Source organism: Chthonobacter rhizosphaerae, assembly GCF_013839525.1.
Classification (GTDB): domain Bacteria; phylum Pseudomonadota; class Alphaproteobacteria; order Rhizobiales; family Pleomorphomonadaceae; genus Chthonobacter; species Chthonobacter rhizosphaerae.
In genome coordinates this window covers 82,258-105,794 of sequence record NZ_JACDIS010000004.1, presented here as the reverse complement: position 1 = coordinate 105,794, position 23,537 = coordinate 82,258, and the positions used below count along the sequence as shown (strand labels likewise).

The 23,537-nt window shown below is 74.4% G+C and carries 22 protein-coding genes and 1 riboswitch; of the genes, 4 read left to right on the top strand and 18 right to left on the bottom strand.

Annotated elements, in window-relative coordinates; all coding sequences use genetic code 11:
• Nucleotides 1-13 precede the first annotated feature (13 nt).
• The 4 genes from HND91_RS08710 to HND91_RS08695 all read right to left on the bottom strand — a co-directional run bounded on the left by HND91_RS08710 (nt 14) and on the right by HND91_RS08695 (nt 5,167).
• Complete coding sequence (locus HND91_RS08710; RefSeq protein WP_181706173.1) at nt 14-1,123, bottom strand: HWE histidine kinase domain-containing protein; 1,110 nt, start codon at nt 1,121-1,123, stop codon at nt 14-16.
• A 64-nt stretch (nt 1,124-1,187) separates the two neighbouring features.
• Complete coding sequence (locus HND91_RS08705; protein ID WP_181706172.1) at nt 1,188-1,928, bottom strand: Crp/Fnr family transcriptional regulator; 741 nt, start codon at nt 1,926-1,928, stop codon at nt 1,188-1,190.
• A 250-nt stretch (nt 1,929-2,178) separates the two neighbouring features.
• A complete protein-coding gene (locus HND91_RS08700; RefSeq protein WP_181706171.1) occupies nt 2,179-3,435 on the bottom strand; it encodes a CynX/NimT family MFS transporter in 1,257 nt (418 codons plus the stop codon).
• Nucleotides 3,436-3,832: 397 nt separating this feature from the next.
• Entirely contained in the window at nt 3,833-5,167 is a 1,335-nt protein-coding gene (locus HND91_RS08695) for a cobyrinic acid a,c-diamide synthase CobB (protein WP_181706170.1), read from the bottom strand.
• A gap of 233 nt (nt 5,168-5,400) precedes the next feature.
• Between HND91_RS08695 and HND91_RS08690 the strand changes: the two genes are divergently transcribed.
• Nucleotides 5,401-6,486, top strand: a complete 1,086-nt coding sequence (locus tag HND91_RS08690; RefSeq protein ID WP_181706433.1) for a cobalt-precorrin-5B (C(1))-methyltransferase — start codon at nt 5,401-5,403, stop codon at nt 6,484-6,486.
• A 275-nt stretch (nt 6,487-6,761) separates the two neighbouring features.
• Nucleotides 6,762-7,097 carry a hypothetical protein gene (locus HND91_RS08685; protein WP_181706169.1) on the top strand — a complete coding sequence of 112 codons (336 nt, stop codon included), beginning with the start codon at nt 6,762-6,764 and terminating at the stop codon, nt 7,095-7,097.
• Between the two features lie 404 nt (nt 7,098-7,501).
• Here HND91_RS08685 and HND91_RS08680 read toward each other — a convergent pair whose 3' ends face one another.
• From HND91_RS08680 to cbiE, 4 genes are all read right to left on the bottom strand, one after another.
• Nucleotides 7,502-7,876, bottom strand: coding sequence for a GSU2403 family nucleotidyltransferase fold protein (locus HND91_RS08680; RefSeq protein ID WP_181706168.1), 375 nt, complete (start codon nt 7,874-7,876; stop codon nt 7,502-7,504).
• A gap of 120 nt (nt 7,877-7,996) precedes the next feature.
• Entirely contained in the window at nt 7,997-8,761 is a 765-nt protein-coding gene (gene cobM / locus HND91_RS08675) for a precorrin-4 C(11)-methyltransferase (protein WP_181706167.1), read from the bottom strand.
• On the bottom strand, nt 8,758-9,207 hold the full coding sequence (locus tag HND91_RS08670) for a cobalamin biosynthesis protein (RefSeq protein WP_343057228.1): 450 nt from the start codon (nt 9,205-9,207) through the stop codon (nt 8,758-8,760). The genes cobM and HND91_RS08670 overlap by 4 nt, the downstream gene beginning before the upstream one ends.
• On the bottom strand, nt 9,204-10,508 hold the full coding sequence (cbiE, locus tag HND91_RS08665; RefSeq protein ID WP_181706431.1) for a precorrin-6y C5,15-methyltransferase (decarboxylating) subunit CbiE: 1,305 nt from the start codon (nt 10,506-10,508) through the stop codon (nt 9,204-9,206). The genes HND91_RS08670 and cbiE overlap by 4 nt, the downstream gene beginning before the upstream one ends.
• 53 nt (nt 10,509-10,561) lie before the next feature.
• Here cbiE and HND91_RS08660 point away from each other — a divergent pair, with 53 nt between their 5' ends.
• Nucleotides 10,562-11,395: a cobalt-precorrin-6A reductase gene (locus tag HND91_RS08660; protein ID WP_181706166.1), complete on the top strand. Its 834-nt coding sequence runs from the start codon at nt 10,562-10,564 to the stop codon at nt 11,393-11,395.
• Here the strand turns inward: HND91_RS08660 and cobJ are convergent.
• From cobJ to HND91_RS08615, 9 genes are all read right to left on the bottom strand, one after another.
• The gene (cobJ, locus tag HND91_RS08655) at nt 11,344-12,123 is read right to left on the bottom strand and encodes a precorrin-3B C(17)-methyltransferase (RefSeq protein WP_181706165.1); all 780 of its coding nucleotides are present in this window, start codon (nt 12,121-12,123) and stop codon (nt 11,344-11,346) included. The two genes, HND91_RS08660 and cobJ, sit on opposite strands and share 52 nt — an antisense overlap.
• A complete protein-coding gene (locus HND91_RS08650) occupies nt 12,120-12,893 on the bottom strand; it encodes a precorrin-2 C(20)-methyltransferase (RefSeq protein WP_181706164.1) in 774 nt (257 codons plus the stop codon). Before HND91_RS08650 ends, cobJ begins: the two co-directional genes overlap by 4 nt.
• Entirely contained in the window at nt 12,890-13,591 is a 702-nt protein-coding gene (locus tag HND91_RS08645) for a precorrin-8X methylmutase (protein ID WP_181706163.1), read from the bottom strand. The genes HND91_RS08650 and HND91_RS08645 overlap by 4 nt, the downstream gene beginning before the upstream one ends.
• Complete coding sequence (cobG, locus tag HND91_RS08640) at nt 13,588-15,090, bottom strand: precorrin-3B synthase (protein ID WP_181706162.1); 1,503 nt, start codon at nt 15,088-15,090, stop codon at nt 13,588-13,590. The genes HND91_RS08645 and cobG overlap by 4 nt, the downstream gene beginning before the upstream one ends.
• Nucleotides 15,087-18,509 carry a cobaltochelatase subunit CobN gene (gene cobN / locus HND91_RS08635; RefSeq protein ID WP_181706161.1) on the bottom strand — a complete coding sequence of 1,141 codons (3,423 nt, stop codon included), beginning with the start codon at nt 18,507-18,509 and terminating at the stop codon, nt 15,087-15,089. The genes cobG and cobN overlap by 4 nt, the downstream gene beginning before the upstream one ends.
• Nucleotides 18,510-18,978: 469 nt before the next feature.
• A complete protein-coding gene (gene cobW, locus HND91_RS08630) occupies nt 18,979-20,043 on the bottom strand; it encodes a cobalamin biosynthesis protein CobW (RefSeq protein WP_181706160.1) in 1,065 nt (354 codons plus the stop codon).
• A complete protein-coding gene (locus HND91_RS08625; RefSeq protein WP_181706159.1) occupies nt 20,043-20,441 on the bottom strand; it encodes a DUF1636 family protein in 399 nt (132 codons plus the stop codon). The genes cobW and HND91_RS08625 overlap by 1 nt, the downstream gene beginning before the upstream one ends.
• A gap of 14 nt (nt 20,442-20,455) precedes the next feature.
• On the bottom strand, nt 20,456-21,223 hold the full coding sequence (locus HND91_RS08620; protein ID WP_181706158.1) for a CbtA family protein: 768 nt from the start codon (nt 21,221-21,223) through the stop codon (nt 20,456-20,458).
• Between the two features lie 19 nt (nt 21,224-21,242).
• A complete protein-coding gene (locus tag HND91_RS08615) occupies nt 21,243-21,461 on the bottom strand; it encodes a CbtB domain-containing protein (RefSeq protein WP_246329372.1) in 219 nt (72 codons plus the stop codon).
• Nucleotides 21,462-21,495: 34 nt separating this feature from the next.
• Nucleotides 21,496-21,712: riboswitch (cobalamin riboswitch) on the bottom strand.
• A gap of 111 nt (nt 21,713-21,823) precedes the next feature.
• Between HND91_RS08615 and cobO the strand changes: the two genes are divergently transcribed.
• Nucleotides 21,824-22,441, top strand: a complete 618-nt coding sequence (gene cobO / locus HND91_RS08610; protein ID WP_343057226.1) for a cob(I)yrinic acid a,c-diamide adenosyltransferase — start codon at nt 21,824-21,826, stop codon at nt 22,439-22,441.
• A gap of 54 nt (nt 22,442-22,495) precedes the next feature.
• Here cobO and HND91_RS08605 read toward each other — a convergent pair whose 3' ends face one another.
• Nucleotides 22,496-23,458, bottom strand: a complete 963-nt coding sequence (locus HND91_RS08605; RefSeq protein ID WP_181706157.1) for a DMT family transporter — start codon at nt 23,456-23,458, stop codon at nt 22,496-22,498.
• Nucleotides 23,459-23,537: the final 79 nt, after the last annotated feature.

Here is a 23,537-nt window from a genome sequence, read left to right as displayed (position 1 = left end):
CGACGCGGCGGCGTCAGCGGTGGAGGGAGAGCGCCGGGACGCTGATCTCGATGGCGAGGCCCTCGGGCCGCCAGTCGTAGTCCATCCGGCCCTGGAGCTGGTCGGCGACGCTGCGGGCCGCCAGATCGGTGCCGAAGCCGCGCCGGCGGGGCGGACCGGCCACCGGGGGGCCGCCGGTCTCGGTCCATCGGATCAGCACGTGGTCGGCCGAGGCGTCGACGCGGATCGACACCTCGCCGCCGAGATCGGCCAGGGCGCCGTACTTGACCGCGTTGGTCGCCTGCTCGTGAAGCACGAGGGCGAGCGCGCCGGCGGCGTGCGGACCGACCGGCAGGTCGTCGCCCGCGATCCGGATCCGTTCGGCGGCGGCATGGCGGTAGGGCGCCATCAGGGACGTCACCAGGGCGAGGAGATTGGCCTCCCGCCGGTCCGAGGGGCTCTGCGGCCGCACGTGCTCGTGGGCGCTGGCGAGGGCGGCGATCCGCTCCTGGAGCGTCGCCACTTCGCCGCGCGCCGCGAGGGGGCCGCGGAAGCTGAGGTGGACGAGGCTGGAGACGACCGCGAAGATGTTCTTGATGCGGTGGACGAGCTCGCGGCTGAGGAGCGACAGCGCCTCGGCGGTGCGCTTCTCCGTCTCGATGTCCGTGGCGGTGCCGAACCAGCCCGTGATGGTGCCGTCGGCGGTGCGCACCGGAATGCCGCGCGACACGAACCAGTGATAGGCGCCGGAGCGGACCTTCAGCCGGTGTTCCAGGTGATGCTCGCGCCCGGCGGCCACGGCGGCGGCCCAGGAGACGGCGCTGAGTTCCCGGTCGTCCGGGTGGACGATGGCGAGCCAGCGGTCGCCGAGGGAGCCGGTCCTGTCGTCGGCGATGTAGTCGACGTAGCGGGCGTTCACATAGGTGAGCCGGCCCTCCGGGTCGGCCCGCCAGGCGATGTGCGGGATGGTGTCGATCAGGATCTCCAGGTCGTCCTGCGGCCGCGCGCCGGCATGCCAGTCCGGCCGGTCGGCGAACCGCACCGTGAGGCTCGTGGCGCCGGTCTCGGCCAGGATCCGGGCGGCGTCCCGCTCCAGGCGGGACTCGACCGGGTCCTCGCACGCCGGACTGGGAGCTGCGGTCATCGCGGGCGCCTCCGTTGGACGGGACGGCCGGACGGCCGGATGCGGGGCGGGGCCGCGCGGCGGGTCATGGCAGCACCCCCGGGGCGGCCGGGCCGCCGGTGCCGGTGGCGAGCGGCGCGGTCGGGTAGATGCCGCTGAGGACGGCGTCGTAATGGCTGCGCACGGCGGCGTAGCACTCGCACGAGGCCTTCTCCAGCTCGTCGCGGCTGTGGATGCGGATCACGCCCCGGTTCGACCGGACGAGGCCGCGCCGCTGCAGGGACGCGAGCACGCGCGACAGGTAGGTGCGCTGGACGCCGAGAAGGTCCGCCAGGGTCTGCTGGGTGACCGGCAGGTCCTCGCCGCCGATCCGATCCTGCAGGGCCAGGAGCCAGCGCGCGCACCGGCCCTCCATGGGATGGAGCGCGTTGCAGGCGACCGACTGGAGGATCTGCGCCAGCAGGCAGTCCGCGTAGCGGGCGAACAGGTTGCGCATGGCGACCGAGCGGGCCTTCAGCTCCTGGAGGCGGGTCGCGTCGATCCGGATCGCCGGGCCGGCAACCTGCACCACGCCGCGCGCGAAGGCCGGCAGGTTGCCCTGGCTGACGATGCCGCCGACCGCGCCTTCGCGGCCGATGGTGGCGGTCTCCACCACGGCGCCGTTCTCCATGGTGACGATGAGCGCCGCGATCGTCGGCCCGCACGGGAAGTGGACGACGCCGACGTCGTCGCCCGGCTCGAACAGGACCTGGCCGCGCTCCAGCGTCACCCGCTCCGACGCGCCGGCGAGAAGCTCCGCATCCGGCTGCCTCAACGCGTCGAGCAAACGGTTCCGATACCGCGCCTGAGAAAAAACGTCATTCCTTGCAACGACTTGCATCACCCGCCCCCGCCACCGAACATATTACAACGTCGGCATGCTACGCGCATTGTCTAACATGACGAAACGGCGGCCGTATGTCTGCTAGCATACACAGCCGAACAAATTGATCGAAAGCGCGAGCCGAGCAGACGCGGGCGGGCGGCGGCCCGGGCGGGTCGCTTCGGCGTCGGGCGAGGCGGGCCGGCGGAGGCGGTCAGCCGGGCGGATCGGCCTTGACGAGGCGGGCGCGCCCGGCCCCGAGGGCGGCGGCGCTGGCGCCGAGGCCGAGAAGGCCGACCAGCACGGCGGTGCCGGTGAAGCTGCCCGTCCAGCCGTTAAGGAGGCCGGCGAGGAGCGGCCCGGCGGCCGCGAGGCAGTAGCCGACGGACTGGGCCATGCTGGACAGCTCGGCGGCCACCAGGTTGTCCGGCGAGCGGAGCACGATGATCGTCATGGCGACCGCGATCAGGCTGCCCTGGCCGATGCCCTGGAGGACGGCCCAGCCCCACACGGTCCAGAGCGGCGCGTAGAAGCAGCCGAACAGGCCGAACACCGCGCAGGCCACGATGGTGACGGCGATCAGCCGCTGGTCGCGCCCGCGCACCGCAAGGCCCGGCGCCGCGAGGCACGACACCGTCTGGGCGAGGACGCAGACCGACACCACCAGCCCGGCGTCGACGGCGGAGAGGCCCCGGTCGCGCAGCATGGGGGCGAGCCAGCCGAACACGATGTAGGCGAGGGCCGACTGGAGCCCCATGAAGAGCGTCACCTGCCAGGCGAGCCGGTCGTGGGCGAGGCCGCGCCAGAGCCGGCGACGCGGCCCGGCGCCGGCCACGCGGACGGCGGGGGCCGGCGCGTTGCGCGGCTGCTGGACGATCCAGAGCCCGGCCACCAGGAGCGCCGGCAGGGCCCAGACCGCGAGCGCGAACCGCCAGCTGCCGCCGGCCGCCTGCTCCAGCGGCACGGTGACGCCGGCCGCGAGCGCCGCGCCGCCGCAGAGCGCCATGGTGTAGAGGCCGGTCATCAGGGCGGCGGAGGCCGGGAAATCGCGCTTGACGAGGCTCGGCAGCAGGACGTTGCCGATCGCGATCGACGCGCCGGCGGCGAGCGACCCGACCATCAGGCCGGCCGCGCTGCCGTGGCCGCGGAGCGCGGTGCCGACGGCGAGCAGCGTCATCGCCAGCATGACCGTGCGCTCCGCCCCGAACCGGCGGGCGAGGCCCGGCGCGAAGGGCGCGAACAGGCCGAGGCAGAGCACCGGCAAGGTGGTGATGAGGCTGGTGAAGGCCGCCGACAGCTGCAGGTCCCGCGTCGCGTCCGGCAGGACGGCGGAGAGCGACGGGAAGATCGGCCGGAGATTGAAGGACACCAGCACCAGGCTGACGCCGAGGAGCGCGACGGCCGCCCGGCCACGGGGCGGACGCGCCGGCGGGGGCGCGGAGGGCGGCGTTTCGATCGGCGCGGCGGTCATGATGCGGGGACGCGGTCCGGAGGCGGCGACGGGCGACGGATCGCCGGCGCCGAGGAGGTGGGCAAGGTGCCCAACGGATAGGCGGTTTCGTATAGGGGCTGCGGATGCGGGGATCAAGCGGGAGCGGGAGGGATGGGATGGGGCGGGCGAAGGGGCGCGTCACCGTGCCGAGCCGTCGTTCCGGCGGAGGCCGGGGTACGGCCGTCGGCAGCGTTGGCCGGAAGCTCGAGGGTGACGGCGCGGTCGGTTGGGCCCCGGCCTGCGCCGGGGTGACGGTTCGGGAGCGCAGGATAGGATCGAAGGGCGGCGGGGCGGGCCGGTTCTGTCTTTGCGTCAGAAGGTGGTCTTCGCGTCAGAGGGTGGCCTGGCGAAGACGACCCTTCCGCGCGCCTTCCTGCTATCCGCGCGCGATAGCGTGGAAGAAGGTGCCGGTGACGGAGCCCCGGCGGTGGCCGGTGGGGCCGAGGACCGCCCCGGTGGCGTCGGTGACGGTGGCGAAGGCCTCGCGGGGCTCCGGCGATGGGCTGGTGACGCTGGCGTAGTGGAATTCGTGCCCGGTGAGCACCGCGCCGGCGGGGCCGAGCGGCGTGTCGGCGAGGAGCGTCGCCACCCGGTAGCCGAGGTGCAGCCTGCGCCTGGCATAGCTGGTGGCGACCGGCAGGAGGCCGAGCATGGGGTGGACGACGCCGGCCTCGTCCTCCAGCGTCTCGCCCAGAACCATGTAGCCGCCGCACTCGCCGTGGACCGGCCGGGTCTCGGCGAAGCGGCGCACGCCGGCGCGAAAGCGCACGGCTGCGGCGAGGCGGCCGGCGTGGAGCTCCGGATAGCCGCCGGGCAGCCAGAGCGCGTCGCAGGTCTCGTCCGGCGCCTCGTCGGCGAGGGGCGAGAAGGGGTGGAGCGACGCGCCCGCCGCCCGCCAGCCGGCCTCCACGTGCGGGTAGACGAAGCTGAAGGCGGCGTCCCGCGCGATGGCGATGCGCCCGCCCGGCGGCGGCAGCGGCAGGACGGGATGGGCCGGGGCCGCGGCCCGGGTGGGCTGGGCGGCGGCCACCACGGCGTCGAGGTCCACGGCGTCCGCCACCGCGTCCGCGAGGGCATCGAGCCGGGCGGCAAGGTCGGCGGTCTCGCCCGCCTGCACGAGGCCGAGGTGGCGCTCCGGCAGGATGAGGCCCGCGGCCTTCGACAGCGCGCCGAACACCGGCAGGCCGATCCGCTCCATGCCCTCCGTGACGAGGCGGCGGTGACGCTCGCTCGCCACCTTGTTGAGGATGACGCCGGCGACCGTGATCCGCGCGTCGAACCGGGCGCAGCCGAGCGCCACGGCGGCGGCGGACTGGGCCTGGCCCGACACGTCGAGCACCAGCACCACCGGCCAGCCGAGCCGGGCCGCCACATCGGCGCTGGCGCCGGTGCGGCCGGGCGTGTGGCCGACCCCGTCGAAGAGACCCATGGAGCCTTCCGCCACCACGAGGTCCGCCCCGGCGGCGGCCTCGGCGGCGAGCCCGTCGAGGAGGGCCGGCGGCATGGCGAAGCTGTCCAGGTTGGCGGCGCTCGCGCCCGTGGCGGCGGCGTGGAAGGCGGGGTCGATGTAGTCCGGCCCGGACTTCAGGCCACGCACCGTGAGCCCGCGCCGGGCGAGCGCCCGCTGCAGGCCGAGCGTGACGGTGGTCTTCCCGGAGCCGGACTTGGGCGCGGCGACGAGAAGGCCGGGGGCGAGGGCGGGTGCGGTCATCGTCGGGGGCCGGGCTTGCGGGACGGGTGGCGCGCGGACGGGCGGCGGAGCGGGCCGCGACCATGGCGGGCGGCGGGCCGGCTGGCAAGCGCCCGCGTGGGCGCGAGGCGCGGGCCTTCGGCGGGAACGCCTCCGGGCGGCCGCCCGCTGGCGCGCGGGGCGTGGCCATTCGCCGGCGCGCCATCCGCGCGGGGCGGCATGACGGCGCGGCGCGGCTGCGCTATCACTCGGCCATGGACGAGATGCCCGACCCGAGGACCCTTCGCCGCGGCTGGACCACCGGCACCTGCGCGACCGCCGCCGCCAAGGCGGCCTTCGTGGGCTGGGTGACGGGCGACTTCCCCGACCCGGTGACCGTGACCCTGCCGGGCGGCCAGACGCCGGCCTTCGCGCTCGCCCGCACGGAGCGGGGCGCGGACGGCGCCTCCGCCGGCGTGATCAAGGACGCGGGCGACGACCCGGACGCCACCCACGGGGCGATGCTGTGGGTGACGGTCGCGGCCGCGCCCGCGGGCGCGGGCGTCCGGTTCCGCGCCGGACCGGGCGTCGGCACCGTGACGCGGCCGGGCCTGCCGATCCCGCCCGGGGAGCCGGCCATCAACCCGGTGCCGCGCGAGATGATCCGCGTGGCCCTGACGGAGGCCCGCGCCGCCGTGGGCGGCCCGGCGGACGTGACCGTGACCGTCTCCATTCCGGGCGGCGAACAGATCGCCACCCGCACCCTCAACGGCCGGCTCGGCATCGTGGGCGGCCTCTCGGTGCTCGGCACCACCGGCATCGTGATCCCGTTCAGCTGCGCCGCCTGGATCCACTCCATCCACCGGGGCATCGACGTCGCCCGCGCCTCCGGCCTCACCCACATCGCCGGCGCGACCGGCACCACCTCCGAGGCGGCCGTGCAGCGCCTGCACGGCCTGCCCGAAACCGCCCTCATCGAGATGGGCGACTTCGCCGGCGGCATGCTGAAATACCTGCGCCGCAACCCGGTGCCCACCGTCACCGTGGCGGGCGGCTTCGCCAAGATGGTGAAGCTCGGCCAGGGCATGCTCGACCTCCACTCCCGCGCCGGCCCCGTGGACCTGGCCTGGCTGGCGGACCGTGTGCGCGAAGCCGGGGGGGATGAGAGTTTCGCCGCGTGGGTGCCGGGGGCGAACGCGGCGAACGAGGTGCTGGTGGAGGCGGAGAAGCGGGGGGTGAAGGTGGGGGACGTGGTGGCGGAGTGGGCGTGGCGGACGGCCGTGGAGGCGGTGGGGGACGGGGCGGGAAGGGTGGAGGTGGTGGTGTTTGATCGAGGGGGTGGGGTGGTGGGGAGAAGGTGAAGGGCTATCCGTAGCCGAAACAGGGTTGGCTCCGCCCCTCGATGCTTGGGTCGCGTCCAGTTCAGTTTATGAGGATCAAGCCGCAATAGATGTGGTTGAAGAAGCGGGGCGCACAAAATGAAGGAGAATTTTACTGCGACAACTCCGATCGGATTTATCGGCAAGGGGGAGGCATATAGAGCCGGAGCTCAGCTGCTCGCGACGGAACTCAAGGGCGGGGGGGCTGGGCCGGCGATCCGATCCGGTATCTTTACTATCATAGCATCGAACTATACATGAAGGCTGCATTGATTTCGGTCGGCTATACAGAGCCGCAGATGCGTGCTCTTGGGCATAAGTTCACGAGTTTAGCGAACGCCTGCAATAAGGTCGGCTTTGGGCTCAACGAGCTCCACGACATGCGCGTGCTGGAGATGATCGACACGAACGACAACTACATTAAAGCCCGATATCATTACATTGGTGCGTTCACGGTGCCGACAGTACAGGTCCTGGACAACACAGCCTGTGAGATCGCTGTCCTGGCTGTCTTGATGGTTAGAAAATCAGGCCAATTTGTCCGATCGCCAATCAGATCTCTACCCATCGAACATCGTTATCAAGTAATTTGAAAAATCGGTTTGTGTTACTGACGGTCGCGGAGCGCCTTCGGAAGGCCATCATGCGGTCCCAGTGTTCGTGCGGGCGGATCACTCCAGATGTCTGGTCGAGTTCTCGCGTATTCCTCATTGAGTGGATCGCGTGCGATCCTTGCGCATAAGCTGAGCACGCGAAACGGCCAACATCCCTCCCCTCAGGGGAGGGTCCGGCCGGAGGCCAGGGGTGGGGTTGTGTTTTTCCGTGGGGCAGTGTGCTTTTTTCGTCCGGTCAGGCGATGCGAGCGGGCGAAAACGACAACAAAGACAACCCCTTCCGGCCCTTCGGGCCACCACCGGCCTTCGCAGGCACTGGCCTGCTCCGGCGTTCGGCTGCGCCTCACCCCCTGAGGGGAGGGATTCGGGGCCGGCGGGCGACTTCAGAACGAGAACCCATCCCCCGCCGCCTCCCCCTCGAACAGCGGCCGCGCCGCCTCGAACACCGCACGCGGGATCATCCGCAACGCCTCCGCCTCGAACGGCAGATGCGTCAGATACCGCGCCACGATCCCCGCGACGGCTCTCGCCTGCGCTTCATCCCGCCGGTGCTTGGTCGGGTCGAGGTCGGGGCGGGTGGAGATCCAGAGCTTGTGGGCGGCGAAGACGCGGGGGGCGGGGGCGACGAGGCGGAGCGGGGCGCCGCGCTCGTCGGTCGCCACCGCTTCGAAGGCCGGGGCGCTTTCGAGCCAGGCGAGCCCGTCGATGGCGACGCTGTTGACGCCCCTGAAAGGGGTCGACAGGAGCTTGAACCCCATGGTTCTTCCGTCCCCGTCGCGTTTCAACAACTTGGGCCGACTTTTGGCTGAGGTGTTGAACCGGCGCCCGATCAGGTGGTTGGCTGGCCTCGTCTGGCTGAGGCCGGCCGCCTTCCCCTTTCACACCCCGCCCCCCGGCCGGAACCGGCGGTCGTAGCCTTCCGCGTAGAGCGCGCTCTCCCTGGCCTCCCCCGGCTCCAGCGCCGGGCCGACGAGGATCAGCGCCGTGCGCTCCAGGCCCTCGGCCTTCACCGCCTCGGCGATCGTTCCGAGCGTGGCGGTGAGGACGCGTTCGTCAGGCCAGGTGGCGCGGAAGACGACGGCGACGGGGCAGGCGGGGCCGTAGAAGGGGGTGAGGTCGGCGACGACCTGATCGATCACGTGGATGGAGAGGTGGACCGCGAGGGTGGCGCCGGTGGCCGCGAAGGCCGGCAGGGTCTCGCGCGGGGGCATGGAGGAGGCCCGGCCCGTGGTGCGGGTGAGGACGACCGACTGGGCGAGCTCCGGCACGGTCAGCTCGCGGCGGAGCACGGCGGCGGCGGCGGCGAAGGACGGCACGCCGGGCGTGACCGTGTAGGGGATGCCGCGCTTCTCCAGCCGGCGGATCTGCTCGCCCATGGCGCTCCACACCGAGAGGTCGCCCGAGTGGAGGCGGGCGACGTCGTGGCCGGCCGCGTGGGCGGCGACGAACTCCGCCTCGATGGCGTCGAGCGAGAGCGGGGCGGTGTCGACGACGCGGGCGCCGGGCGGGCAGTGGGCGAGCAGCGCCTGCGGCACCAGCGAGCCGGCGTAGAGGCAGACCGGCGAGGCCGCGATGAGGTCGCGCCCCCGGAGCGTGATGAGGTCGGCGGCGCCGGGGCCGGCGCCGATGAAGTGGACGGTCATGACAGAATGGTCCCGAGCGTGATGCCGGCGGCGGCGACGGCGCAGGTGACGCCCTCGGCCGTGATGCGGGGTACGACGAGCCGGGCGCCCGCGCCCGCGCCCGCGAGAGCGGCCGCCTCCGCCACCGACGGCACTCCGAAGAGGGCGACGACGCGCTCCGAGCGGGTCTCGCCGCCCTCCACGGCCTGGAGCGTGGCGCGCGGCAGGTAGACGAGCGGCAGGCCGAGCCGGACGGCGGCTTCGGAAAGGGCGGGCTCCTGCTCCTTGCCGGCCATGGTGAAGAGGCCGAGGAGCGGGCCGGCGACCCGGGAGAGGGCGTCCTCCACCAGGCGCACGACCGCGTCCGCCGACACGCCCGACCGGCAGCCGAGACCGACCGCGAGGAGCGGCGGCGGCAGGTCCGGCCGGGTCGGGGCGGCGGCGGGCGGCGGGGTCTCGTCGGTCACGGGCGGTGCGCTCCGTCGGGCGCGTCCGGCCCGTGGGGGCGCTCGGCCACCCACTGCAGCACCGCCATGGCGGGGCGAAGGCCCCTGAAGGCGCCGGCGGCGCCGCCGATCCGGTCCGCGCGGGCGACGGAGAGCTGGACGAGGTCGCCGCCGTGGCGGCCGTGGCGGTCGACGAGGAGCGCCTGGGTCTCCAGGGTGACGGCGTTGACGACGAGCCGGCCGCCGGGCTTCAGGGCCGCGAGGCAGGCGTCGATGACGCCGGGATCGCCCGCGCCGCCGCCGATGAAGACGGCGTCCGGCGCCGGGAGACCGTCGAGGGCGGCGGGAGCCTCGCCGGCGACCACGCGAAGGTCCGGCACGCCGAACGCCTCGACGTTGCGGGCGACGCGGGCGGCGCGGTCGGCGCGGGGCTCCACCGCGACGGCGCGGCAGCTGGGATCGGCGAGCATCCACTCGATGCCGACGGAGCCCGAGCCGGCGCCCACATCCCAGAGCAGCTGGCCGCGCGTGGGCCGGAGCGACGACAGGGTGACGGCGCGCACCTCGCGCTTGGTGATCTGGCCGTCGCTCTCGAACCAGTCGTCCGGCAGGCCGGGGGTGAACGGAAGGGCGCGCGCGCCCGGGTCGGCGACCACCTCCAGGGCGACGGTGTTGAGCGGGTCGATGTCGGCGAGGGCGAAGCCCGCGGCGGTGGCGGCGGCGATCCGCTCGCGCGGGCCGCCCATGGCTTCCATCACGGTGAGGCGCGTGCGGCCGAAGCCCTCGGCGGCGAGAAGGCGGGCGAGCGTCTCCGGCGTGGACCCGTCCCACGACAGGGCGAGGATGCGGGCGCCGTCGTGGAGGTGCGGGCGGATGCGGGCGAGCGCCCGGCCGTGGAGCGACACGCGCACCACGTGCTGCCCGGCCCAGCCGAGGCGCGCGCAGGCGAGCGCGTAGGCGGAGGGCGCCGGGAAGGCGGCCATCTCGGCCGGGTCCACATGGGCGGCGAGCACGGAGCCGATGCCGTGAAAGAAGGGGTCGCCGGTGGCGAGCACCGCCACCGGCCGGCCCCGGCGCGCCAGGATGGCCGGGAAGGCGCCCTCCAGTGGGGACGGCCACGGGAGGGTTTCGGCGCCGGTCTGCAGCGTCATCGGCGCCGCGAGGGCGAGGTGGCGCGCGCCGCCGACCACGAGTTCGGCTTGCATGAGCGCCGCCCGTGCGGCAGGGATGAGCCCGTCGAGGCCGTCCTCGCCGAGACCCACGAGCGTGAGCCAGCGGGGCGCGGACGCGATAGGCGCGGGCGTTGTCGATGCGGGCGTCATGGGCACAGATGTGATGGGCGCGGGCGTCATGGGCGCGCCCCTGGAGACATGCGATGCGGATCCTGGTTCTGGGCGGCACGAGCGAGGCGACGGCGCTCGCGGCCCTGTTGGCGCGGCGGCGGGACCTCGACGCCGTGCTCTCCTACGCGGGCCGGACGGCGGAGCTGAAGCGCCAGCCCATCCCGACCCGCGTCGGCGGCTTCGGCGGGGTGGATGGGCTGGCGGCCTATCTGGCCGAGACCGCCGTGGACGTGCTGGTGGACGCCACCCATCCGTTCGCCGAGCAGATGTCGCGCCACGCGGCCGAGGCGGCCGACCGCACCGGCGTGCCGCTGGTGGCCCTGACTCGGGCGCCCTGGACGCCCATTCCGGGCGACCGGTGGACGGAGGTGGAGAGCCTGGAGGCGGCCGCCGAGGCGATCGGGGCGAAGCCCCGGCGCGTGCTCCTCACAGTCGGCCGGCTGGGCCTGAAGGCGTTCGAGGCCGCCCCGCAGCATCACTATCTCGTCCGCTCCATCGACCCCCCGGAGGGGCTCGCCCTGCCGAACGCCCGGGTGATCCTGGACCGGCCGCCGTTCGACGCCGGCGCCGAGGAGGCGCTGATGCGGGCCGAGCGCATCGAGGTGCTGGTGACGAAGAATTCCGGCGGCAAGGCGACGAGCGGCAAGCTCGCAGCCGCGCGGGCGCTGGGCCTGCCGGTGGTGATCGTGCGGCCGCCCGCGCGCGCCGACGTGCCGACCGTGCGCGACCCGGCCGCCGCGCTGCGCTTCATCGACGCCGCCGGTAAGGCCCGCGCGGGCGGACCGGCGCTCGCGGCGGACGAGGGCGGCGCGGCTCATCCGGCCTCTCCGGACGACGGGGAGAAGGGCGCCGAGCGGGGCGTGTAAAGCCAGGGCCGCGCGCCGCCCGGCCGCGCGATGAAGCGGCTTTCCGACGAGCCGACGATCACGCAGGTGGCCATGTCGACCACGGCGGGGTCGGCGTCCCGAAGGGTGGCGAGCAGGATGCGCTCGTCCGGCCGCCCGACCGCGCGGGCGAAGGCGACCGGCGTGTCGCCGGCCTTCAGGGTCCGCAGAAGGTCGAAGGCCTCGAAGATGCGGGTCGGCCGGGCCTTGGAGGCGGGGTTGTAGAGCGCGATCACGAAGTCGCCTTCGGCGGCGGCCGTCAGCCGGCGCACCACCAGCGGCCAGGGCTTCAGGTTGTCCGACAGCGAGATGGCGCAGAAGTCGTGGCCGAGCGGCGCGCCGAGCCGCGCCGCCGCGGCCTGCATGGCCGAGATGCCGGGCAGGACCGAGACGTCCAGGTCGCGGGCGGACGGGTCGGCGTCGAGCGCCTCCATGATCGCCGCCGCCATGGCGAACACGCCCGGATCGCCGCCGGAGACCACCGCCACCGTGCGGCCCGCGCGGGCGAGATCGAGGGCGAGGCGGGCCCGGTCGAGCTCCACCCGGTTGTCGCTGCCGTGGCGGACCTGGCCGGGGCGCTCCGGGCAGCGGTCCACATAGGGGCCATAGCCGACGAGGTCCGTCGCGGCGTCAAGCGCGTCCGCCACCTCCGGGGTGCGCCAGTGGTCCGGGCCGGGACCGAGACCGACGACGAGGACGCGCCCGCTCACGGCCGCCGGCCCTCGCCGGGCACCAGGATGAGCGAGAAATAGGGGGCCGCGTCGTCGGTCTTGTCCTTCAGCGGCAGCACCTTCTCGCCCGCCATGGTGCCGCGCTCCACGTAGACCGCCCGGCCGAGGAGGCCGGCGGCCTCGATCGCCGCGCGCACCTTCGGGAAGTTGGTGCCGAGCTTCATGATGACGGCCGCGTCGGTGGCGCGAAGGCGCTGCGTGAGCGCGTCGGCCGGAAGCGTGCCGGGCAGCACGGTGAGGACGTCGTCGCCCCAGGTGATCGGCAGGCCGGCGGCGGTCCAGCATCCCGCCATGCCGGTGACGCCCGCCGTGACGGTGACGCGGAACCGGTCCTTCAGGCGGATGAAGAGATGCATGAAGCTGCCATAGAACATCGGGTCGCCCTCGGCCACGAGGGCCACGTCGCGGCCGGCCAGGAGCTCCAGGGCGATGCGCTCGGCGCTTTCCTCGTAGAAGCCGGAGAGCTCGCGCACATAGCCCTCGTCGGCGAAATGGACCTCGGTGGTGACCGGGTAGAGGAGCGGCAGTTCCTCCGTGCCGGGGGCGATCCACGGGTCCACGATGGTGCGGGCGTTGCCGCGACGGCCCTTCTTGGCGAAGTAGGCGAGCACCGGCGAGGCCTGGATGAGGCGCACCGCCTTGACGGTAAGGAGTTCCGGGTCGCCCGGCCCGAGGCCGACGCCGTGGAGGGTGCCGACGGTGACCGACGCCTGGGGAAGCGCGGGGGCGGCGGGGTCGATCATGTTCATTCGCGTTCGCTCGCAAGCGCGTTGAGGGTGGCGGCGGTCATGGCGCTGCCGCCCTTCCGTCCCCGGACCACGAGGTAAGGGACGCGGCCGTCCGCCATCAAGACGTCTTTCGACTCCGCCGCGCCGACGAAGCCCACCGGCATGCCGACGACCGCGGCCGGCAGCGGCGCGCCCTCGTCGAACATCTCCAGGAGCCGGAACAGGCTGGTGGGCGCGTTGCCGATCGCCACCACCGAGCCGGCGAGGTGCGGCCGCCAGAGTTCCATGGCGGCGGCCGATCGGGTGGTGCCGAGCGCGGCGGCAAGGCCGGGCGTGCGCGGGTCGTCCAGGGTGCAGATCACCAGGTTGTCGGCGGGCAGGCGCGACCGGGTGACGCCGTTCGCCACCATCTTGGCGTCGCAGAGGATGGGCGCCCCGGCCTTGAGGGCGGCCGCCGCGGCCGCGACCGCGCCCGGCGCGAACACGATGTCGGCGGCGGCCTCCACCATGCCGCAGGCGTGTATGATGCGGACGGCGACCTTCTCCTCGTCCGGGGCGAAGCGGGCGAGGTCCGCCTCGCGCCGGATGATCGCGAAGGAATGGCGGTAGATCTCGGCGCCGTCCTTGATGTAGTCGGCGCGGCCGCGAGGTCTGTAGGCGGGCTGCGCGGCGGCGTCGGCCGGCGGGGCCGGAGTGTCGTCGGGGCGTGAGGCCGTCATGGCCGGCCCTCCTTCTTCGGTATGTGACGGGCGAGGAGATCCGCGGCCCCGGCCGGGTCGAGGCCGGTCGTGGCGGCGGGCGAGTCGGCGCGACCGTCCAGGATCGCATCATAGCGCCCGTCCCGGCCGACCAGAACCACCGCCGTGGCGGCGGGCCGGGCGCAACCCTTCGGGCAGCCGGACACGTGAAGCGTGACGCCGGACGGCGCGATGCGCCGGGCGAGCGGGGCGAGGGTTTCGGCAAGGCCGCGGGTGTCGGCCTGGCCGGACGGGCAGGCGGGGGCGCCGGGGCAGGCGGCGACGGCAAGGCGCGGGTCGTCCGGCGAGACGACCAGGCCGGCGGCGGCGAGGGCCGGGAGGGCTTGGCGATCGGCGCCGGGGAGGAGGACGAGGCGGAAGGGCGTGAGGCGCAGGCCGCCGGGGGCGTGGGCCGCGAGCGTGTCGATCTGGTCCGCCGTCAGCCGGCCGAACGGGGCGCCGACGCCGAGGAAGCGCCGGTGGGCGCCGAGGAGGGCGGGGCCGGCGAGGGGGGAGTGCGCCATGATCCTTCCCCTCAGGGGAAGGTGGTCGCGCAGCGACCGGAAGGGGTCGTCTTTGTCGTTTTCGGCGGGAATTTCGTCGGGCGTCTCGAAGGTGGCCGGTGAAGACGACCCCTTCCGGCCCGCCGCTTCGCGGCGGTGGTCGTCCAGTGAGGAAGACGACCCCTTCCGGCCCGCCGCTTCGCGGCGGTCCACCTTCCCCTGAGGGGAAGGATCGGCGGGCGCCGTGCGGGACGGCGTGACGGCAGAGGCGGCGGCGGATTGGATTGCCGGAATGGCCAGTTGCCGCACCAGATCATGCATGCGGCGTGCAGACGGGGTGCAGCGGTCGCGCAGCATCAGGAAGGCGTGGGCGTAGGCGAGGGCGGTGTCGACGGCGTCGGATGCCGGGACGACGGCGGCGGTTGCGGCGGCGGAGGCGGTGCCGCCGAGGGCGATGCGGACGGTGCCGTCGGGAAGGGTGTCGAGCCGGATATCGGCGGGGACGTCGGCAAGGGAGACCGGGCCGCCGTCGTCGACGAGGAAGCCGACCTTGTCGGGCAAGGCATGCAGGGCTGTTCGGCCGACGAGGGCGATCTCCAGCGCCTGGACCAGCGCGGCGCCGTCCACGGGGGCGGGGGCGATGCCGGCGAGAGGCGGCGCGATGACGTTGCGGACCGCTTCCGCGTCCGGGTTGGGATCGAGGAGGCCGAGGTCGTCGAGCGCCGCGAGGAGCGCCGGCAGGCTCGCGTCCGTGACGCCGCGAAGTTGCAGGTTGGCGCGCTGGGAGAGGTCCACGAGGCCGTTGCCGTGGGCGCGGGCGAGGGCAGCGACGGCGCGCAGGCGGTCGGCCGTCAGGACGCCGGCGGAGACGCGCAGGCGCACGAGCAGGCCGTCGCCCGTCGCCATGGGACGGAGCGCGCCGGGGCACCAGCCCTTGACGGTGGGCGGTGCGGCGGGGGCGGAGGCAGGGGCGCTCACGGGCCGGCCTCCAGGGTTTCGGCGATGCGGCCGGCGACGGAGTTGCGGCGGGTGACCCAGAGGCCGCGGCGGATCGCCCGGTCGAAGGCGCGGGCGCAGGCGGCGGCGGCCGAGGGGTTGGCGGCGACGAGGAAGTCGCGCACCCGGTCGTCGCCGAGGGTGGCGTCGAACACCATCTCGAACTGGTGGGCCGCCACGGCGTCCGCCGTCGCCGAGAAGGCCAGGAGATTGCCGACCGTCTCGGCGATCTCGGCGGCGCCCCGGTGGCCATGGCGCATCTGACCGGCGATCCAGCGCGGGTTGGTGGCGCGCGCGCGGACGACGCGGGCGATCTCCTCCGGGACGGTGCGGACGGCCGTGGCCGGGCCAGTGGCGTCCACGTGGTAGAGCGCCGGGGCGGCGTTCAGGGCGTGGGCCGCCGCCGCGAAGCCGCCCTCGTGGTCCGCGAAGGCGTCGCCGTCGAGGAGGTCGCGGCCCTGGAGGTCGGCCACGTGCACGTAAGCGTCGGCGGTCGCCACATGGGTGCGGAAGGCATCCGACGGCGCGGCCTCGGCGGACGCGCCGCCGTAGGCGTGGACGGTGGCGGCGAGATAGGTCTCGCCGAGGTCGGCCCGGTCGGTCCAGTCGTCGGCGGCGATGCGGGCCGAGAGGCCGACCCCGTAGGCGCCCGGCGCGGCGCCGAAGATGCGCGGGTCGGCCCGGCCTTTCAGCGGGTTGGTCTCGTCGTCCTCGTCGAGGGCCGCCACGGCGCGGGCGGCCTCGTCGAAGAGGGCGATCTGGGTGGGGAAGACGTCGCGGAAGAGGCCGGAGATGCGCAGCGTCACATCCACCCGGGGGCGGCCGAGGCGGGCGGAGGCGAGGATCTCGAACCCGGACACGCGCGCCGACGCGGCGTCCCAAGTGGGGCGCACGCCGATGAGGGCGAACGCCTGGGCGAGGTCGTCGCCGCCGGTGCGCATGGTGGCGCTGCCCCAAAGGTCGAGCACGACCCGGCGCGGCCAGTCGCCGTGGTCCTGGAGGTAGCGGGCGATCACCTCCTCGGCGACGCGGGCGCCGATCTCGTGGGCGACGCGCGTCGGCACGGTGCGCGGGTCGACCGAGAAGAGGTTGCGGCCGGTCGGCAGCACGTCGAGCCGCCCGCCGGTGGGCGCGCCGGCCGGGCCGGGCGGCACGAAGCGGCCGTCGAGGGCGGCGAGGAGGCCAGCCCGTTCCGCCTCGGCGGACCGGCGGAGGAGAGCGGCGAGCCGGTCCGGATCCGCGCCGATCGCCTCGGCGGTGGCGGCGGCGCGGGCGGGATCCGGCGCGCGGCCGAACACGTGGAGGCCGTCGCCGATGCGCATGTCCTTGAGGTCGCACACGAAGGCGTCGAGCCGGGCGAGGGCCGCTGCTTCGTCGAGGTCCGGCGCGAGGCCGGTCTCGGCGGCGAGGCCGGAGTCCCGGGCCTTCTCCAGGATCACTTCGGCGAGCCGCTTCGCCCGGCGCGGGTCGAGGCTCTGGGCGGCGGAGAACTCGTCGAGCAGCGCCTCGATCTCGGCCGTGGCCCCGTGGGCGCCCGCGCGGGCGAGCGGGGGCGTCAGGTGGCCGACGGTGACGGCGCCGATGCGCCGCTTGGCCTGGGCGGCCTCGCCCGGGTTGTTGACGATGAACGGATAGACGACCGGCGTCGCCGGCAGGAGCGCCGCCGGCCCGCAGGCGGGCGTGAGCGCCACCGCCTTGCCGGGCAGCCATTCCAGGGTGCCGTGGGTGCCGAGGTGGACGAGGGCGTCGAGGCGGAACCGGTGCCGGAGCCAGAGGTGGAAGGCCACGTAGGCGTGCCGGGGCGGCAGGGCGCCGTCGTGATAGTCGCCCTCGCGGGCGGACCGGAGCCCCCGGTCCGGCTGGACCGCGACCGCGAGCCGGCCGGCGACGAGCGCCTTGAAGCGGAAGGCGCCGGCCTCCCCGTCCTGGCCGGGCGCGACGTCCTGGCCGGACGTGACGGCCGGGTCGTCGGCGGGGTCGCCCCAGACGGCGGTGACGGCGTCGCGGAAGGCGGCCGGGAGGGCGGCGAAGAGGGCGGCGTAGTCGGAAAGCGGCAGGCCGACCGCGTGCACGCCGGTCTCCAGGTCGCGGATGAGCCGGTCCGGCGGCGGCAGGGCGTCGACGCCGTAGCCGGCGGCGCGGAGGTCGTCCGCGATGGCGGCGAGGCTCGCCGGGCCATCAAGGCCGACCGCGTAGCCGGCGCGCCCGCCCTTGACCGGATAGTCGGAGAGGACGAGGGCGACCCGCCGCTCCGACCGGGGCGTGCCGGCGAGGCGGACCCAGGCGGCGGCCAGATCCGCCGCGCGGGCGACGCCGTCCGGCTCCGGCCGGTGGACGACCCGGGTGAACTGGAGCGCCTCGGACCGGCCGCTGTCGGCCTTGAAGGAGAGGGCTGGCCCGTCGATGCGGCCGTCCACCTCCGGCAGCACCACGTTCATGGCGAGGTCGGCGGCGGAGAGGCCCCGCCCGCCGGCCGCCCAGGCCTCCCGGAAGGTGGCGGCGACCGGCGTCTGGATGACGGGCACGCCGGCCCGGTCAATGACGGAGCCGCCGTCGCCGAGGGTGGCCGAGAAGGCGGTGGCGTTGAGGACGACCGCGGGCTTCAGCCGGTCGAGCGCGGCTTCGAGAGGGGCGACGACCGCCGGGTCCTTCAGGGAGGTGACGAAGACCGGGACGGCAAGGAGGCCGCGGTCGGACAGGGCGGCGGCGACGGCCGCGACCGGGGCGGCGTCGCCGGCGGAGAGATGCGAGCGGTAGAAGAGGACGAGCGCGACGGGGCGGCCTGGAACCGCCGGCCGTGCCGTCGCGGGCGCTTCGCCGGCCGGGAAGGCCCGGCACGCGCCGCCGCAGCCGCACGCCTCCGGCCAGCAGCCGAGGGCCGGGAGCGGAACCGGATCCGGATGGGGCGCCGGGCGGCCGAGCCGGGTGGAGATCCAGCCGAACAGGGCGCGCATGTTGGCCGGGCCGCCGGCGTCGAACCAGCCGGCGAGGCGCCGCAGCGTCTCCGGCGGCAGGGTGGAGGCCTCGTTGAGGCGCGCGTCCGGCCGGCCGTCGCCGGGGAGGGCCGCGAGGTCGACGCCGTGCGCCCGGGCCGCGACGGCGAGCTCGTCGAGGCCGTAGCGCCAGTAGTCGGCGCCGCCAAGGCAGCGCACGATGACGACGCGGGCGTGGCGCGCGACCGTTTCGACGTAGCGATCGACCGAATAGGGATGGCGGAGGGCGGCGAGCGAGGCGAGGCGAAGCGTGGGCGCATCCGGCCCGAGGGTCGCGTGGGTGGCGGCGGCGAGGCCGAGGTCGCTGTCGGAAAAGGACAGGATCACCGCCTCGGCCGGCGTCTGGCCGAGCTCCACCGCCTGGACGGTCTCGTCCAGCGAGCGGATCTGTTCGGCCAGGATGTGCATGGTCGGCGGTTCCTTGTCATGGGCCGGCCGGACGGGTCCGGACGGCGGGCGTGGGGGACGCGGGGCGTCCGTGAGGGCGTCCGCCCGGCCGGCCGGGCGGGGGCCGAGGACCCCACCCTCACCCTCCCCGCGAGGGGGAGGGGGCGGCCGGCGTCGCGGGCGGGCGACGAAGCGCGGCGCGGGCCCCTCCGTCGGCTGGATCCCGGCGTTCGCCGGGATGACGGGGAGAGGGGGCGGGCGCCGGGTCCGTTCCCAGGCGGTGACCGCCACCCGTTGTCCGTCATCCCGGCGAAAGCCGGGATCCAATGGCACTCCATGCCGCCGCGACCTGCGTCGGTCTGCACGTCTCGCCGTCCGCTTCCAGGCCTTTCCGTCGGCTGGATCCCGGCGTTCGCCGGGATGACGGGGAGGAGGGGGCGGGCGCCGGGTTACTCCTTCATGTTCACGTCACGCCGCGCGCGTCTTCACCTCACGCCGCGAGCGCGCTCTCGATCGCCTCCCGATCGAGGCCCTTCTCGCCGATCACCACGAGGGCGCCGCGGCGGGGTTCGCCGGGGGTCCAGGGGCGGTCGAAGTGGTGGCGGAAGCGGCTGCCGACGCCCTGGACGAGGAGGCGCATGGGCTTGCCCTCCACCTCGACGAACCCCTTGATCCGCAGCACGTCGTGGCTCGCCGCCACCTCGGCGAGGCGGGCCACCAGGGCGGCCGGGTCGCGGGTGGCGCCGATCTCCACGACGAAGCTGTCGAAGTCGTCGTGGTCGTGGTCCGGCTCCGCGTCGTGGTGCGAGGGCCGGTTGGCGAGGTCGTCCTCGGCGGCGGCGGAGAGGCCGAGGAGGACGGCCGGGTCGATCCGGCCCTCGGCGGTCGTCACCACCTTGACGGCCCGGGGCACCTGGCCGGCGATCTCGGCGGAGAGCCGCGCCACCGCGTCGCCGTCGAGGAGGTCGGCCTTGTTGAGCACGATCAGGTCGGCGCAGAGGAGCTGGTCCTCGTAGACCTCCTCCAGCGGATTGTCGTGGTCGACCGCCGCGTCGGCCTCGCGCTGGGCGAGCACGGCCTCCGGGTCGTCGGCGAACCGGCCCTCGGCGACGGCGGCGCCGTCCACCACGGCGATCACGCCGTCGACGGTGAGCTTGGCCCGCACCTCCGGCCAGTCGAACGCCTTCACGAGCGGCTTCGGCAGGGCGAGGCCGCTCGTCTCCACGATGATGTGCTCCGGCCGGCGCGGGTGGGCGAGCAGGGCCTCGATGGCGGGTACGAAGTCGTCCGCCACGGTGCAGCAGAGACAGCCGTTGGCGAGCTCCACGATGGCCTCCTCCGGGCAGCTCTCGATGCCGCAGGCCTTGAGGATCTGGCCGTCCACGCCGACGTCGCCGAACTCGTTGACGATGAGGGCGAGCCGGCGGCCCTTGGCGGCCTCCAGCACGTGGCGGATGAGGGTCGTCTTGCCGGCGCCGAGGAAGCCGGTGACGATGGTGACCGGCACCTTGCCGGCGGTCGGGCCGGCGCCGGGAGTATTCTGGGCGGAGGACATCAGGCGGCCTCGGGATCTGCGGGTGGGGGGATGCGGGCGACGACGCCGCGCTTCAGCGCCTCCGGGCGCTCGCGCCACGGGATGAGGCCCTGCGGGGCGGCGGCGTACTGGGCCGCCGCCGCGAGGATTAGGTCGGCGCTTTCGGGCGGGAAGTCGCCGTAGACGTAGGTCCAGCGGCCGGGCGCCGAGAAGCCGACCGTGACCGGCCGCTTGCAGACGCTGAGGCATTCCACCGGCACGACGGTGACGCCGGGACCGGCGGCCTCCTGGAGCGCCGCCGCGAGCCGGGCGCCGGCGCGCGGGCCGTCCGGCGCGTCGGCGGCAAGCCGGCAGGTGACGCACACGTGCACCGTCACCGGCTGGTCCGCGACGGGCGGGGCGGTGGCGAGGGCCGGCATGGCGGCCTCCGCGCTCACGCGGCCGCGCGGGGTTCGCCGCGCTGCCAGAGGATGCCGACGCCGAGGCCGACAGCCGCCCAGAAGGCCGCGTGGACCGCGAGCGACGTGGCGGCGAACCGGGCGGCGATCTCCGCCGGCACCGTGCTCGTGTAGCCGTCCGGATGCGGTGCGCCGACGAGGTGCGGGACGACGAGGAGGGCGAGGCCGAGCGGCAAAGCCGCGGCGTGCCGCGTCTTGAGGATCAGGTAGAGGCCGGCCGCGGTGGCGGCGGCCGTGCCGATCCACCAGAGCTGGCGCGCCTCCACGCCCGCCGCGGCGCTGCCGGGGAGTTCCGGCGCGAGGCAGACGCCGGTGGCGAGCCCGGTGGCCGCGAAGCCGCCGACCGCGTAGGCGAGGGCGGTGCGGGCGGTGATGCGCTCGCCGGCGAGGAGCAGAACCGCGATCAGCACGAGCGCGAAGCCGATGCCGGACACGACCGTGGCGACCGTGGTGGCGAGGGTCCGCTCCAGGCCGTCGGCCGGGGACCAGCCCCCGTGGGCATGGTCGCCCCCGCCGTGGGCCTGCACGCCTTCGCCGTGGGCATGGCCGGGAGCGGCGTCGCCGTGGGCGGCGACGGCCGTCATGAGGCCGGGCTCGGGGGCGGACCAGCCGTCGAGGACGGCGGTCTCGTAGCGCTCGGCTTCGAGGATGAGCGGAACGGTGGTGACGTGCTGCAGGGCTGCGGTCGCAAGCCCGGCGGCAAGTCCGGCCGCGCAGGCGGCCGACAACACGCGCTTCAGCATGAGGACGCCGGAGCGGCCGTCAGTGGCAGGGGAACGCCATGGCGTGGCGCCAGTCGTGCGCCACGGCGTGCAGCACGTCGGCGCCGGCGAATCCGGTGAAGAACACCAGGGCGGCGCCGAACACACCCGCCACCAGGGCGACGCGCAGCACTTCGGCGCGGGACGCACCGGCAGCCTGGGCGCTGGAGATCGGGGTGCCGGAAACAGGGGCGCCGGCGGAGGCGAACATCTTGGCCATCATCTCTCTCCTTGCCGCCCCACCGGCGGCATCAGGTTCCCGAACGGCGACGGCAGGTCTCCTGGCTCACGGATCGCCGCCGGCTGCCGCCTTCCCGGTCCCCGATGACCAGTGGCTGATGGCACCCGACTTCCCGTTCACAGTTGCGGGGGCAGCTGCGGATCTCCCGGACCCGACGGGTCGTCCCGTCCGGACCGGCCGCATTCCCTTTTCACCTTCGTGGGCGAAGGACCGTCGCGACGAGGATGTTTGGAGGCAACGGCCGGCGAAGTCAACGGCGCTGGCCGTGACACTTTCGGCGCGCCGGGCTTTCGTGCCATAGGGCGGACCGGGGCATTCGAGGACCCGGAAAGGACCATGCCGTGACGAGCGAAGGGCCGAGCGACGACGCCGAGCGCCACCGGCGCAAGATGGCCGCCCGCAAGGCGGCGCAGGACGCCGAGGTGGCCGGCAAGACCATCGCCGAGAAGGGCCTCCTGATGGTCCACACCGGGCCGGGCAAGGGCAAGTCCACGGCCGCCTTCGGGCTCGTGGTGCGGGCGCTCGGGCACGGCTGGACCGTGGGCGTCGTCCAGTTCGGCAAGGGCGCCTGGGAGACCGGGGAGCGGCGGGTGCTGGAACGGCTGGGCGAGGTGCGCTGGCACACGCTCGGCGAGGGTTTCACCTGGGAGACCCAGGACCGCGCCCGCGACGTCGCGGCCGCCGAGCGGGCCTGGGCGGCGGCGGAGGCCCTGATGGCGGACCCGATGGTGCGGCTGCTCGTGCTCGACGAGCTCAACATCGCACTCCGCTACGGGCACCTGGACCTTGCGGCGGTGGTGGCGGCGCTAAAGGGCCGGCGCGCGGATCTCCACGTGGTCGTCACCGGGCGGAACGCCAAGCCGGAGCTCGTGGAGGCCGCCGACCTCGTGACCGAGATGACGCAGGTGAAGCACCATTTCGCCGCCGGCGTGAAGGCGCAGGCGGGCATCGAGTGGTGAGGGCGGCGGGCGGGCCGGCGCACAGGCCGGCCCGCTTCGCGGGATGTGGCGCGCTCAGCGGACCGGCTTCAGGGCCGCCTCGGCGCGGCGGATGCGCTCCCGGTGGGCGGTGTAGATGCCGCTGCCGATGATGAGGAGGCTGCCGGCCGCGGTCCACACGCCCGGAACGTCGCCGAAGGCCAGGTAGGCGAGACCCGTGGCGGTGAGGAGCTGGGCGTAGGAGAAGGGCGCGAGCAGCGACGCGGACGCGCGCTGGAAGGCCAGCACCACGAACACGTGGCCGACCACGGACCCGAGCCCGTTGCCCATGCCGAGGAGCACCTGATGGCTGTCCATCGGCTCCCACACGAGGGGCACCAGCAGCCCCATGGAGACGAAGCCGGTGAGGCCGGTCCAGACGAGGGTCGTCTCCGGCCGCTCGTCGGCGAGCATGCGGGTGAAGATGGCGCCGAAGCCCCACACCAGGGCGGCGCCCATGGGAAAGAGCGCCCCGACCTGGAAGGCGTCCGACCCGGGCCGGACCACCAGGAGCACGCCGAGGAAGCCCACGAAGGCCGCGGCCCAGCGGCGCGGGCCGACCTTCTCGCCGAGGAGCGGGATGGAGAGGGCGGTGATGAAGAGCGGCGACAGGTAGTTGATGGCCGTGTTATCGGCCACCGGCAGGTAGCGCAGCCCGAGGATGAAGAGGGTGGCCGCAACGGACACGCAGAGACCGCGGGCGATCTGGAGCAGCGGCCGGCGGGTCCGGATGGCGGCCGGGCCGCGCCAGAGAAGGACCGCCGGAATCAGGACCACCAGGAACATGAGATAACGGAACCAGGCCACCTGGACCGGGTGCACGCTGGCAGTGAGCGCCTTGGCGGCGATGTCGCCGCTCGCGAAGAAGAGCGTGGAGGCCAGGATGAACAGGATCCCGAGGAGGGTTCCGTCCTTCATCGCGGCAGGCACGGCAAGCGGAGGAGCGGGAGCATAGGCGGGCTCGTCGGCCAGGGCGGCGGCCGGGGGCGGAGGGCTCATGGGACGGTGGCCAGTTCAGGAGGGACGTCGATCATCGCCGACGCCGGTAGACAGTCTCAAGGCGGATTGTCCGAACCAT